The organism is Photorhabdus bodei (assembly GCF_003287735.1).
In the GTDB taxonomy this organism is placed as follows: Bacteria; Pseudomonadota; Gammaproteobacteria; order Enterobacterales; family Enterobacteriaceae; genus Photorhabdus; species Photorhabdus kayaii.
In genome coordinates this window covers 49,859-62,571 of sequence record NZ_NSCM01000004.1, presented here as the reverse complement: position 1 = coordinate 62,571, position 12,713 = coordinate 49,859, and the positions used below count along the sequence as shown (strand labels likewise).

Sequence of the window (12,713 nt, the reverse complement as noted above, 5' to 3'; positions counted from 1 at the left end):
CACGAATTTTCATGCCAATAAGGTGTCAGCATAAGTTAATCGGCTATTTGTTCAATCTTACTCCGACTCATCACAATGATTTTAATTATCGTTTCATGGTCTATACCTGTCATCCTTCAAGTTGCCTCTTTGTTGGCTGCACTCACTCACCCCGGTCACATAGTTATCTATGCTCCCGGGGATTCGCTCCCTTGCCGCCGCGATGCATCTTGAAATCCATAGGGTATATACCATTGTCTATCATTGCATACACGATTTTCACAAGCGCCAGTTTTCCACCTATCTGTAATCCTTTTCTGTATCCTTCTCTATATCCTTCTTGGTATGCTTTCTGCGTTAGTTTCTGCGCTATTGTCATCAGTACCTCCTCATATTTCAGGGACTGTTCTGCCAGTCGCCAGACAAGCCCCTCTTTTAACACGAATCGTTAAATACCGATTCAGGCTCTCAGCACGAATCAGTGATGTATTTGTTCAAGTTCTTTCTGGCTCAACCCTGTACTTTTCATTATCGTTTCATGATCGATACCATTATCCATCAACGCACGCGCGATTTTCAGACTCGCCCGTTTTTCACCTTTCTGTAATCCTTCTTGATGTGCTTCTTGGCATTTTTGAAGTCCTTCTTGAAGTCCTTTATGTTTCAATTTCTGCGCTATTGTCATCAGTACCTCCTCATACTTCGGGAACTGTTCTGCCAGTTGCCGGATAAAACCTTCTGGATCGGCGGTATCTCCCACCAGTAATATGTAGTTTAGCATGCTTTTTAGCTGCTCATATGTATAATAATCATACGCAAACAACATGGTCAGCTCTTGACGTAACTCCGCCATATCACGTTGCCGGATATGTTTTTGTACTATTTCCAGTAGTGCGACCCGTTTGTGCGTCAAGATTTCATCATCCGGGATTACCGTCACACCTACCAGCGGAAATGCGCTGGAATAGATCTCTTCCGCCAGAGCCGAAGCATCGAAGCAGTCGAGCCAGTTGGTACTCCACGGATATGGCCGCGTTTTCCCGTGATAGAACAACACCGGAATAACCAGCGGCAATTTTTCATGTCCCTGCTCCAGATGCCATTGCATCGCTGAAATACTGTAACGCATCAGCCGGAATGCCATCATCTTATCCGGGGAACTCTGGTGTTCAATCACGCAATACACATAACTCTCACCCTGAGTAGTTTTTAATGAATACAGGATGTCGGAATAATGTACCCGCAGATTGTCCTCAATAAATGATCCCGATTCCAGTCGCAGTGTATCAAGATCACAAACTGCCCGTAATGTGGCAGGTAAGTGTATCTCTAGAAAATCTCTGGCGGTATCAATATGACTTAAAAAATTTTTAAAAATAGCATCATGTGGCGTCGGTGTATTTTTTCTTTTCATAAGAGGATAGTAACATATTTTTTTATATTGAAGGAATATTAAATAAATACCGTTTGCGGCTTGAGTGCCGAAACGGTATTTAATCTAATAATTAATGGACTCCGGTTAAATAATTCAGTAATAGAACATTTTTAAAAAATACACTTAATTAATCGAATCAATCCTAATTAATTATCTTACGGAATTAATTAACTGTTTTTCTTAATATGATCTTACAGCAGATTTTAATGCCTTAATATCCGAAGCACAGAGATAAGGTTTTAAAGTATTAAATTTCTCTTCTGACCAATCATATATTTCTAACGCAAGTAGCTCATTGATAATGTGCGGCTCAAAGCGATATTTAATTAATTTCGCAGGTGTTCCAGCTACAACACTATATGGCTCAACATCTTTAGTGACGACGCTATTAGCAGCAACGATAGCACCTTCTCCAATAGTGACACCTGGCATAATCATTGAACGCATACCAAGCCACACGCCATCATGAATATGCGTGTCACCTTTGCCTACATAGGCCTCTTCGATATATTCCATGAATGGATATAAACAGAACCAATCTGCTCTGTGTGTATTGTTTCCACCCATAAGAATGATAGTTTCAGCGCCGATGCAAACATAATCGCCAATATACAATTTATCAATTGGCCACTTAGACTCCCATTGAAGACTGATCTTATCACCATACAAATAGCGAACGACAGATTCTTCAAAACCGCCACTCCAGCAATCGCTATAATAGCTATGGGTTCCTTTGATGACAATACTTTGATTAGTTATAGCTTCATGTAAAAATTGGATTTTTGACCAATGTTTTTCTTTCATGGTAAATAGTCTCTATTGATTATTCATTTACCATAGAATGCTTTCTATGGTGATGTATTCGCATTCAAAATACATCACGCCTAGCTGATTCGAGGTTGATTTAATAACGGGATTCTTTTCATATTAAACGATGCGCTAATTATTAACTTATATTGATTATCATTCGTAAATTCTTTTGATTTAATTTACATCATATCAAAAGGTATATTTTCAATGCGACAGCATTTTCTAGAAATAATACAGAACTGGAGCGAGCGAAGGGAATCGAACCCTCGTATAGAGCTTGGGAAGCTCTCGTTCTGCCATTGAACTACGCTCGCTTGGGGATAACATAAATTATTATAGCGACTTCGTTGGTATCAGCAAGCCATTATCTGTTTAAGTTGCCTATATTTAAGGCAGTTGAAAATAAAAACTCCCCTGGCAGTTATGCTACAGGGGAGTTGGAATTTGAAACTTAGTTCAAGCTGTTATTTCTGTGGACGCATTGCCGGGAACAGAATGACGTCACGAATGGTATGGCTATTTGTCAGCAACATAATCATACGGTCAATACCAATACCCAAACCGGCGGTTGGTGGCATACCGTGTTCCAAAGCCGTTATATAATCTTCATCGTAGAACATGGCTTCGTCATCACCTTCGTCTTTCTGGCGAACCTGTTCAGCAAAACGTTCCGCTTGATCTTCGGCATCATTCAATTCCGAGAAGCCGTTGCCAATCTCACGTCCACCAATAAAGAATTCAAAACGGTCAGTGATAAACGGATTTGTATCATTACGACGCGCTAGCGGAGAAACTTCTGCCGGATATTCAACGATAAAAGTGGGTTGAATCAGGTGGCTTTCCGCCGTTTCTTCAAAGATTTCACACTGAACACGGCCAAGGCCCCAACCTTTTTCCACTTCAATACCAAGAGATTCAGCGATAGCCACCGCTTTATCCATATCATCCAAATCAGCCATGTTGGTTTCAGGACGATATTTACAAATGGCCTCTTTCATGGTCATTTGGGCAAATGGTTTACCGAAATCAAATTCCTGCTCGCCATATTTAACCAGGGTATTCCCTAAAATATTCTGCGTCAGGGTACGGAACAGCTCTTCTATCAGAACGATCAGATCTTTGTAATCCGCGTACGCCATGTAGAGTTCCATCATGGTGAACTCAGGGTTATGGCGCGGAGATACGCCTTCGTTACGGAAGTTGCGGTTAATTTCAAACACACGCTCAAAACCACCAACAACCAGACGTTTCAGGTAAAGTTCCGGCGCAATACGCAGATACATATCAATATCCAGCGCATTGTGGTGAGTAATAAATGGACGTGCCGAAGCACCACCAGGAATAACCTGCATCATTGGTGTTTCCACTTCCATAAAGCCTTTACTGACCATAAAGCTACGCAGGGCCAATAAGACTTGAGAGCGAATTTGGAAAGTTTTGCGCGATTCTTCATTCGCGATTAGATCCAGATAACGCTGGCGATAGCGAGTCTCCTGATCAGCCAAGCCGTGGAATTTATCCGGCAATGGACGCAGCGCTTTTGTTAGCAGACGCAATTCAGTACAGTGAATGGAAAGTTCACCGGTTTTGGTTTTAAACAGTTTGCCACGAGCCCCCAGAATGTCTCCCAGATCCCATTTTTTAAACTGTTCGTTATAAATACCTTCCGGCAGATCGTCACGGGCAACATATAACTGAATACGACCGCCCATATCCTGTAGCGTGACGAAAGAGGCCTTACCCATGATGCGGCGCGTCATCATACGACCGCCAACCGTCACTTCAATATTCAGTGCTTCCAACTCTTCCTGAGTTTTGTCGTCGTATTTCGCGTGTAGATCTTCTGAAATATTTTCACGATGGAAATCATTCGGGAATGCAGTTCCATTCTCCCGTAAAGCTACGAGTTTTTCGCGGCGAGTTTGCAGTTCATTATTTAAATCGGGAGCCTGTTCCGCACCCTGTTGTTGTTGTGACATTTTAGTTCCTCATAAGCCAGCTTTAAGGCTTGCTTCAATGAATTTGTCCAGATCACCATCCAGCACCGCTTGTGTATTACGAGTTTCAACGCCGGTGCGCAAATCTTTGATGCGTGAATCATCCAGAACATAAGAGCGAATTTGACTACCCCAACCAATATCGGATTTATTCTCTTCCATTTCCTGTTTATTAGCGTTCTGTTTCTGCATCTCCAGTTCATACAGCTTCGCTTTTAGCTGTTTCATCGCCTGGTCTTTATTTTTATGCTGAGAACGATCATTTTGACACTGAGTCACAATGTTGGTTGGAATATGGGTAATACGCACCGCAGATTCTGTTTTGTTAACGTGCTGACCACCCGCACCGGATGCGCGGTAAACATCGATACGTAAGTCTGCTGGATTAATTTCAATATCAATATCATCATCCACTTCAGGATAGATGAAAGCAGAACTGAATGAAGTATGGCGACGACCGCCAGAATCAAATGGGCTTTTACGTACCAACCGGTGAACCCCCGTTTCAGTACGCAACCAACCATAAGCATAATCGCCCATGATCTTAATCGTCGCTGATTTCAGACCAGCAACTTCACCGTCTGATTCTTCAATGATTTCCGTTTTAAAACCTTTGGATTCAGCCCAACGCAAATACATACGCATCAGCATACTTGCCCAATCCTGAGCTTCAGTACCACCAGAGCCTGCCTGCAAGTCAAGATAACAGTCAGCACTGTCGTACTCACCAGAAAACATGCGGCGAAATTCTAACTGACCTAGCTTTTCTTCGAGCTGTTCCAGCTCTACCACGGCTTCATTAAAAGTCTCTTCATCGTCTGCTTCTATTGCCAGTTCCAGTAAACCTTGTACATCTTCCAGACCCTGCTCAAGCTGATCGATAGTTTCGACAATCTCTTCTAATGAGGAACGCTCTTTACCCAAAGCCTGTGCCCGCTCCGGTTCATTCCAAACATCAGGCTGTTCCAATTCAGCATTAACTTCTTCTAAACGCTCTTTTTTGACATCGTAGTCAAAGATACCCCCTCAGAACCATTGTCCGTTCAGACAAGTCCTGAATGTGGTTTTTTACCGGATTAATTTCAAACATATTTTAGTGTCTTACGTTGTGTAGTCGGAGATAAATGGATAATTTTCGAACCGCGTATTGTAGCGGATTCGGCACAGGGTTTATAGCACTTCAACAGATTTGTCACGTATTCATACGAGAGTACGTGACAATGACTGACTACCTGCTGATCAAACGGTTAATAAGGCCAGAGATGTTGGATCAAAAGCTGTACATTACGGTTGCCACGAAATTCATTAACATCTAGTTTATAGGCAAGTTCTACTTCGCGAACACTGTTATCTGGCCAGCGGGTAGGATCGATATTGAACGCAATACCATCCAGCATCGGCCCACCGTTTAATGGCTCCACTATCACTTTTAAATGACGCTCTCCAACAATGCGCTGTTGCAGTAGTTTGAATTTACCGTCAAAAATAGGCTCCGGAAATGCCTGCCCCCAAGGGCCGCCATCACGCAACATTTCTGCAATGTCCAATGACAGTTCATTAATTGCTAATTCACCATCACTCCAGATAACACCTTCAAGTTGCGAAATATCTAACCAATCCGCCATTAGCGTAGAAAAGTGATACTGAAATTGTTCGAATTTATCCTGTTCAAGTGACAAACCGGCCGCCATTGCATGACCACCAAATTTAAGTATCAACCCCGGATGCAAAGTATCAAGCCGCTCAAGCGCATCACGCATATGCAATCCCTGCACTGAACGACCAGAACCTTTCAAAATACCGTCACCGGCCGGTGCAAAAGCGATAACAGGCCGATGAAAACGCTCTTTAATCCGGGAAGCCAAAATTCCAACTACCCCTTGATGCCATTCTGGATGATAGAGCGCTAGCCCATAAGGCAGTTCAGTGCTGGTACGTTCAAGTTTGTCACAAATTTGCAGTGCTTCCTGCTGCATTCCCTGCTCTATTTCACGCCGAGTCTGGTTAAGACCGTCCAGTTCACAAGCTATCTGACGCGCCTTTGCCATGTCGTCAGTTAGCAATAAAGTGACACCAATGGACATATCATCAAGGCGACCAGCGGCATTCAGTCTTGGCCCCAGAAAAAAACCCAAATCGCTGGCTGTCAGCTTATAAGCATCACGGCTGGAAATTTCCAATAATGCACGTATCCCCACACAACAACGTCCCGCACGAATCCGGTTCAAGCCCTGATAAACCAGAATCCGGTTATTGGTATCTAAAGGTACAACATCGGCAACAGTTCCTAGCGCAACCAAATCCAACATCTCGGCCAGATTCGGCAGCGCAATTCCTTGCTTTTCAAACCACTGATCTTTCCTCAGCGCCGCCCTTAAGGCAGACATCAGATAAAATGTGACACCCACTCCGGCCAATGATTTAGACGGGAACGAACAATCGGCAAGATTAGGATTAATAATGGCATCAGCCGCTGGCAAAACGTCACCCGGCAAGTGATGATCCGTGACAATCACTTTCATACGGTGCTGATGGGCAGCCGCAACCCCTTCATGGGAAGAGATACCATTATCCACGGTAATAATCAGGTCAGCGCCTTTTTTGACGACCTCTTCTACCACCCGCGAGCTTAAACCATAACCATCGTCAAAACGATTTGGTACCAGATAATCCAGATGGCGATATCCCATCGAGCGTAATGATCGGATCGCCAATGCCGTGCTAGTTGCCCCATCAGCATCAAAATCACCGACAATAACGATACGCCAGTGTTCATGAAGTGCAGTCAACAAGAGTGCCACCGCCTGTTCCACACCACTCAGATGCTGATAATTCAATAACCCTTGAACACCACGCTCCAATTCATTAGCTTGCTGGATACCACGAATGGCATATAAGCGACGCAGTAATGGATGAATCTGTTGTGGAAGGTGACTGTCATTCACCGCCGGACGGCGGCGAAGCTGTGTTTCAATATTCACTAAACTTATTTACCACGTTGCGCCAGTGCCGCTGCCAAAGCCTCTGGTGGCATATATCCACCTAACAGACTGCCATCCTTAAGGACAATCGCCGGCGTTCCTTGGACGCCAAACTGGAGACCCAATTTGTAATGGTTAGCAATATCCACTTTACAGCTCTTAATTGGCGAAACATCTTCATTTTTAAACGCCGCATCTAATGATTTCTGCGGTGTTGCGCTACACCAGATAGATTGCATATCTTTAGCAGATTGGTGCTGCATACCCTGACGGGGAAACGCCAGATAGCGCACAGTAATACCCAGTTTATTGTACTCTTGCATGTTTTCATGCAATTTATGGCAGTAACCACAGGTAATATCCGTGAAAACGGTAACGACATGCTTCTCTTTTGGCGCTTTGTAGATAATCATTTGATCTGTCATTGCTTCCAGCTTTTTCATCAACAATTGATTACTGACATTCACAGGAGCGCTACCACTGACATCATAAATTGGCCCTTGCAATAAATATTTCCCGTCATCAGATAGATAAATGATCCCTTGCTCGGTCACTACCGTATTTAAACCAACAATAGGTGATGGCTGGATGTTTTCTGCTTTTATCCCTAGTTTCTGCATTGTTCTATGGACAGCACCATCATCAGCAAGCGCATTTCCATTAAACCAGGCCAGCAAAAGAGGGAAACATAACACGCTTTTTTTCATTTTCGGTTCCTTTAAATCCGTGCTCACCCACGCGGATGATGTTGTTGATGTAGCAATTTGAGCCGTTCTGTTGCTACATGAGTATATATTTGTGTTGTGGATAGATCACTATGCCCCAATAACATCTGCACAACTCGCAAATCAGCGCCATGATTAAGCAAATGCGTGGCAAATGCATGACGTAAAACATGGGGAGATAACCGTTCAGTATCGATTCCAGCCAGCAGCGCATAATGTTTAATACGATACCAGAATGTCTGTCGGGTCATTTGTCGCCCTCGGTTGCTAGGAAAAAGGACATCCAACGTTGCACCATTTAGCAGCCCAACTCTCCCATATTCCAGATAATTCTCTAGCCAATAAATTGCTTCTTCCCCTAAAGGCACTAACCGTTCTTTATTCCCTTTACCAATCACTCTCACCACGCCTTGACGCAAACTGACATCGGAAAGTGTCAATCCCACTAACTCAGATACCCGCAAACCACAGGCATAAAGCACTTCAAGCATGGCTTTATCCCTTAACTCTACCGGCTGATCTGTACAGGGCGCATTAAGTAGATCTTCTACCTGCTTTTCACTTAAATCTTTAGGCAATCGCTTTGGTAATTTCGGTGCAGACAAAAGTGCTGTCGGATCATCTTCCCGCATTTTTTCCCGATAAAAATAGAGAAACAATTGGCGCATGGCACTGAGTAAACGCGCCGAACTACTGGCTTTATATCCTCCATCCACGCGTTCTGCCAGAAAAGAGTGCAAATCTATCGTCTGGACAGATAATAAATTATGACCATGATGTATCAACCAGTTATCCAATGCCTGCAAATCCAACCGGTAAGAAACAAGCGTATTTTCCGCAAGATCATGTTCTAACCAGATAGCATCAAGAAATTGTTCTATCAGTGGATTAGTCAACTGAATTGGTTGTTTTGACACGAAATACTTTCCTTAAATCTGTACATCTCTGCTGGCTATTATGCCTGAAAAAGCAATTATTCTGTTACAATGCCAATCCAGATATTCAAAAACCATAATGATTAATGATGAAGATTGGTCTTTTTTACGGCTCCAGCACCTGCTACACCGAGATGGTAGCAGAGAAAATCCGCGATATCCTCGGTGAAGATTTAGTTGATCTCCACAATATCAAAGAGACAGCACCTGAATTAATGGAAGAGTACTCTGTGCTGATTCTCGGTATCCCAACATGGGATTTTGGTGAATTACAGGAAGATTGGCTGGTTATTTGGGATCAAATTCCTTCCCTCGATTTACAGGGGAAAATTGTCGCCATGTATGGTATGGGGGATCAAATTGATTATAGCGATTGGTTTCTTGACGCTCTCGGTATGCTATATCACCATTTACGCCCTTCAGGTGTACATTTCATTGGCTTCTGGCCGACCGAAGGTTATGAATTTACCAGCCCGAAACCATTAACGGATAATGGCTCACAATTTGTCGGGCTGGCATTAGATGACGTAAGCCAGTATGAACAAACTGATGATCGTTTATCGCAATGGTGTATGCAAATCCTGCAAGAAATGGAGCCTCTGCTTTAAGTCAGGAAAATTTCAGCTCAATCAGATATCAGGATATTGCAACAATAGTTGATTAATATGCCTCCATTCATCCTGTGACATACCATCGGATGCGACCCATAAACGGATTTTTTTCTGGTTATAAAAAGATTGAGCCGTAATTAATACGCCATAACGACACAGCCATGGTCGTCGGATAATTCGCCACTCATGCTTCTTCCATTGCAACTTATTATCACTGAGCAGAACTAAAAGCCCTTGTGATTTACGGATATTTTTCTGGCTACGCCCCCAACTGGCAATAATCAACAGTACTAAAGGGAGCCAGAAAATCCAGAAAATAGCGTCATCCGCAGGCCACGGGGCAAGTAGTACGATAAGCGCTATTGCACCATGAACACAGGTAGAAATTAGCTGGGTATGCCAAGATACCCTGAGATCACATTTCCACAGGACCACGATCTTTATTTCTATTCTGAATAAGTTTAATCATGCGAAATAACTCTTCATCTTCTGGACGCCCATGATTCATTAGCCAGTTGAACAGATCAGGATCAGCACATTCAAGTAAGTGAATAAAAAGTCGTTTATCATCATCGCTGAGCGAGTCATATTCATACTTAAAAAACGGCATAATTGAAATATCCAGCTCACGCATTCCACGCCGGCATGCCCAATGAATACGTGCTTTATTATCAATATCCATGTTCAAAAGATCCCCTTTTAATTCTCATTGTTTGTTTTAACACCATTAGCCATATAAGTCGCCCGGCAAACTGATGCATCATGCCAGCTAATAGCAATAATAACTACTTGCATTGTGCTTCAACTCTTTTACCATTATGCATCATTAGCTCAAATATCTGACTGGCAGGATGTGTCATGGCTTATAAAACTCCATTTTCTTCACAATCTCCATTGTCTTCATCAATCCTTCCCCTGACGTTAATATCTCTAGATGACTGGGGACTGGTAGCAGCAACTGGACCGGATGCAGAAAAATATCTACAAGGTCAGGTTACAGCAGATATTTCCACACTTGCAACGAATCAGCATGTGCTTAGTGCGCATTGTGACGCAAAGGGTAAAATGTGGAGTAATCTGCGCCTCTTCCATCGTGGTGAAAGCCTTGCTTATATTGAGCGTCGCAGTGTGCTGGAAAATCAGCTTACAGAACTGAAAAAATATGCCGTATTCTCTAAAATTACACTAGTTCAGGATGAAAACGCGGTACTGCTCGGTGTTGCGGGTAAAAACTGCCGGGAAGCATTAAGCAGCTTCTTCCCAACTCTGCCGGATGCTGATAACGCTGTCGTTGCACATGAAACTACGACTTTGCTCCACTTTACCTTGCCGTCTGAACGTTTCCTCTTGGTAACAAACACCGCAACCGCTGAGCAGTTAACAGAAAAACTTCAAGCTCAACTTAATAACAGCGAACAGTGGTTAGCTCTGGATATTGAAGCAGGCTTCCCTGTCATTGATGCCGCAAATAGTGCACAGTTTATTCCCCAAGCAACTAACCTTCAGGCATTGGCAGGAGGGATATGCTTTAAAAAAGGGTGTTATACCGGTCAGGAAATGGTAGCCCGTGCTAAATACCGCGGAGCAAATAAACGTGCCATGTACTGGCTGGCTGGCAATGCCGCCAAAACTCCTATGGCTGGAGATGATTTGGAATGGCAATTAGGAGATAAGTGGCGGAGAACGGGCACCGTTTTGGCTGCCGTTAAGCTGAATGATAATAGTGTCTGGGTACAAGTCGTCATGAATAATGATATGGAAAGTCATAATGTATTCCGTGTCCGTGACGATGAAGGGCATTCACTCACCATTCAGCCTCTGCCTTATTCTCTCGATGAAGAAAAATAATTAATGAGGTTTATATGTCGTTAGCAGTACCTACCGTTGATTTTGGCCCTTTTACGAATGTCATCGGTTTTTTGATGGAGTTGGATAAGCTGAAAAAAGTTCAGCGGAGAACTAAGTTATTGGATAACCATCGCCAGGAAAATTCAGCCGAACATAGTTGGCATTTTGCTATCGCCGCAATGAGTTTTGCTCCCTATGTAAAAGGGGTGGATATCCAGAGGGTTATTCAAATGGCATTAATTCACGATATTGTAGAAATTGATGCGGGTGATGTAATGGTTTACGATTTAGCAGCCCGTGAAGCCATTCATGAACAGGAAATCAAAGCCGCCGACCGTCTTTTTGGTTTACTCCCTGAACCACAGAAAAAGCATTTTATGTCACTTTGGCAAGAGTATGAAGCAGAAGAAAGTCAAGACGCCCGCTTTGCTCTTACACTGGATAGACTAATGCCGATGCTGATGAATCTGTATAATAAAGGGCAGAGTTGGGTAGAAGATGGTATTCGTTTCGAGCAAGTAATTAACCGCAATAAATTTATTGCCGATGTCTATCCTGAATTATGGCAATATCTGCTGCCGCAATTGGAAACCGCACAGAAGAAAGGTTGGTTGAAATAACTCTTCTCGAAAATTTTACACTATAAGTTCAGTGCACATATTAACCATACGGTGCACTGAGTTAACTACAGACTACAGTTGTTTTGATGAAAAACCTTAGATTTCACCTCGATGATCTCACTATCCCTAATCTTACTTGTTTCCAAACAGTTCTTTCTCAGAAAGCGGCAATGCATTTGGATTCATCTCTCTCAATTTGCCGTTGACATATACCCGCCCATCCTTTCCTTCCCCACCTAACAATCCATTCTTACCCTTTTTACCCGCCTTTCTGGAACAAGCTACATTTTGACTGATGTCTCCACCCTTACTCTGTCTGATATTACCGATACCACCATCACCGCCTTTCCCTGCATATCCTCCCTTACCGCCAGGTGCTCCCACGCCTGATACTGACCAACTAATAATGTGTGGTTTACCAGTAGAATAGCTAAAATCTATGTCACCCCCATCTCCACTACAACCACCATTACCGCCACGACCACCATCCCCCCCATGCCACCATCACTACCCGCCGACCACAACTCTACCTGCCCATCCACATTATCACATACGACAGTTATTCTCGGCCCCTCTCCACCTGGTGCGCCACCCGATCCCTGCGCTCCCGAAAACGGATGATGATTCTGATGTAATATTGCCAAAGTTTCAGCAACTGTTCTTATTTTATCCATGAAAATTCTCCTAAGTTTAAATTTATACATTTAGAATAACTTCATATACCTTATGGATTTCAAGATGCATCGCGGCGGCAAGGGAGCGAATCCCCGGG

Annotated in this window: 15 protein-coding genes and 1 tRNA gene; 3 read left to right on the top strand and 13 right to left on the bottom strand. The window is 43.3% G+C overall.

Annotation, left to right across the window (positions count from 1 at the left end; all coding sequences use genetic code 11):
- Nucleotides 1-93: 93 nt before the first annotated feature.
- The 9 genes from CKY02_RS24315 to xerD all read right to left on the bottom strand — a co-directional run bounded on the left by CKY02_RS24315 (nt 94) and on the right by xerD (nt 8,844).
- Nucleotides 94-234, bottom strand: a complete 141-nt coding sequence (locus tag CKY02_RS24315) for a hypothetical protein (protein WP_167405265.1) — start codon at nt 232-234, stop codon at nt 94-96.
- Nucleotides 235-457: 223 nt separating this feature from the next.
- The gene (locus CKY02_RS04765) at nt 458-1,393 is read right to left on the bottom strand and encodes an Rpn family recombination-promoting nuclease/putative transposase (RefSeq protein WP_112894416.1); all 936 of its coding nucleotides are present in this window, start codon (nt 1,391-1,393) and stop codon (nt 458-460) included.
- Between the two features lie 201 nt (nt 1,394-1,594).
- Nucleotides 1,595-2,218: a CatB-related O-acetyltransferase gene (locus tag CKY02_RS04760; protein ID WP_112894415.1), complete on the bottom strand. Its 624-nt coding sequence runs from the start codon at nt 2,216-2,218 to the stop codon at nt 1,595-1,597.
- 246 nt (nt 2,219-2,464) lie between these two features.
- Nucleotides 2,465-2,538: transfer RNA gene (locus CKY02_RS04755), tRNA-Gly, on the bottom strand.
- 150 nt (nt 2,539-2,688) lie between these two features.
- The gene (lysS, locus tag CKY02_RS04750) at nt 2,689-4,203 is read right to left on the bottom strand and encodes a lysine--tRNA ligase (RefSeq protein ID WP_112894414.1); all 1,515 of its coding nucleotides are present in this window, start codon (nt 4,201-4,203) and stop codon (nt 2,689-2,691) included.
- Nucleotides 4,204-4,212: 9 nt separating this feature from the next.
- Nucleotides 4,213-5,311 (bottom strand): peptide chain release factor 2 gene (gene prfB / locus CKY02_RS04745; RefSeq protein WP_112894413.1). Its coding sequence is split into 2 segments (ribosomal slippage): nt 4,213-5,235 and nt 5,237-5,311, totalling 1,098 coding nucleotides; the frame shifts between segments, so codons are not numbered across the junction.
- Between the two features lie 157 nt (nt 5,312-5,468).
- A complete protein-coding gene (gene recJ / locus CKY02_RS04740; RefSeq protein WP_112894412.1) occupies nt 5,469-7,202 on the bottom strand; it encodes a single-stranded-DNA-specific exonuclease RecJ in 1,734 nt (577 codons plus the stop codon).
- A 5-nt stretch (nt 7,203-7,207) separates the two neighbouring features.
- Nucleotides 7,208-7,909 (bottom strand): bifunctional protein-disulfide isomerase/oxidoreductase DsbC, encoded by a 702-nt coding sequence (gene dsbC, locus CKY02_RS04735; protein ID WP_112894411.1) that lies wholly within the window; start codon nt 7,907-7,909, stop codon nt 7,208-7,210.
- 23 nt (nt 7,910-7,932) lie between these two features.
- Nucleotides 7,933-8,844 carry a site-specific tyrosine recombinase XerD gene (xerD, locus tag CKY02_RS04730; RefSeq protein ID WP_240001993.1) on the bottom strand — a complete coding sequence of 304 codons (912 nt, stop codon included), beginning with the start codon at nt 8,842-8,844 and terminating at the stop codon, nt 7,933-7,935.
- 107 nt (nt 8,845-8,951) lie between these two features.
- Here xerD and fldB point away from each other — a divergent pair, with 107 nt between their 5' ends.
- The gene (fldB, locus tag CKY02_RS04725; protein ID WP_112894410.1) at nt 8,952-9,470 is read left to right on the top strand and encodes a flavodoxin FldB; all 519 of its coding nucleotides are present in this window, start codon (nt 8,952-8,954) and stop codon (nt 9,468-9,470) included.
- A 21-nt stretch (nt 9,471-9,491) separates the two neighbouring features.
- Here fldB and CKY02_RS04720 read toward each other — a convergent pair whose 3' ends face one another.
- On the bottom strand, nt 9,492-9,908 hold the full coding sequence (locus CKY02_RS04720; protein ID WP_112894409.1) for a protein YgfX: 417 nt from the start codon (nt 9,906-9,908) through the stop codon (nt 9,492-9,494).
- Nucleotides 9,889-10,155, bottom strand: coding sequence for an FAD assembly factor SdhE (gene sdhE, locus CKY02_RS04715; RefSeq protein WP_112876720.1), 267 nt, complete (start codon nt 10,153-10,155; stop codon nt 9,889-9,891). The genes CKY02_RS04720 and sdhE overlap by 20 nt, the downstream gene beginning before the upstream one ends.
- A gap of 176 nt (nt 10,156-10,331) precedes the next feature.
- On the opposite strand from sdhE, the gene ygfZ reads away from it, so the two are divergent.
- Entirely contained in the window at nt 10,332-11,321 is a 990-nt protein-coding gene (gene ygfZ / locus CKY02_RS04710; RefSeq protein WP_112894408.1) for a tRNA-modifying protein YgfZ, read from the top strand.
- Nucleotides 11,322-11,335: 14 nt separating this feature from the next.
- On the top strand, nt 11,336-11,941 hold the full coding sequence (locus tag CKY02_RS04705; protein ID WP_112894407.1) for an HD domain-containing protein: 606 nt from the start codon (nt 11,336-11,338) through the stop codon (nt 11,939-11,941).
- Between the two features lie 132 nt (nt 11,942-12,073).
- On the opposite strand, the gene CKY02_RS04700 is transcribed toward CKY02_RS04705, so the two are convergent.
- Nucleotides 12,074-12,325, bottom strand: a complete 252-nt coding sequence (locus CKY02_RS04700; RefSeq protein WP_112894406.1) for a hypothetical protein — start codon at nt 12,323-12,325, stop codon at nt 12,074-12,076.
- Nucleotides 12,326-12,378: 53 nt separating this feature from the next.
- Entirely contained in the window at nt 12,379-12,615 is a 237-nt protein-coding gene (locus CKY02_RS04695; protein ID WP_112894405.1) for a hypothetical protein, read from the bottom strand.
- Nucleotides 12,616-12,713 lie beyond the last annotated feature (98 nt).

Bases quoted from the DNA above. Each gene is read 5' to 3' on its own strand.
- fldB (WP_112894410.1), top strand. From the start codon at position 8,952: ATGAAGATTGGTCTTTTTTACGGCTCCAGCACCTGCTACACCGAGATG.
- CKY02_RS04760 (WP_112894415.1), bottom strand. From the start codon at position 2,218: ATGAAAGAAAAACATTGGTCAAAAATCCAATTTTTACATGAAGCTATA.
- sdhE (WP_112876720.1), bottom strand. From the start codon at position 10,155: ATGGATATTGATAATAAAGCACGTATTCATTGGGCATGCCGGCGTGGA.
- dsbC (WP_112894411.1), bottom strand. From the start codon at position 7,909: ATGAAAAAAAGCGTGTTATGTTTCCCTCTTTTGCTGGCCTGGTTTAAT.
- CKY02_RS04705 (WP_112894407.1), top strand. From the start codon at position 11,336: ATGTCGTTAGCAGTACCTACCGTTGATTTTGGCCCTTTTACGAATGTC.
- CKY02_RS24315 (WP_167405265.1), bottom strand. From the start codon at position 234: ATGGTATATACCCTATGGATTTCAAGATGCATCGCGGCGGCAAGGGAG.
- CKY02_RS04765 (WP_112894416.1), bottom strand. From the start codon at position 1,393: ATGAAAAGAAAAAATACACCGACGCCACATGATGCTATTTTTAAAAAT.
- CKY02_RS04695 (WP_112894405.1), bottom strand. From the start codon at position 12,615: ATGGATAAAATAAGAACAGTTGCTGAAACTTTGGCAATATTACATCAG.
- ygfZ (WP_112894408.1), top strand. From the start codon at position 10,332: ATGGCTTATAAAACTCCATTTTCTTCACAATCTCCATTGTCTTCATCA.
- lysS (WP_112894414.1), bottom strand. From the start codon at position 4,203: ATGTCACAACAACAACAGGGTGCGGAACAGGCTCCCGATTTAAATAAT.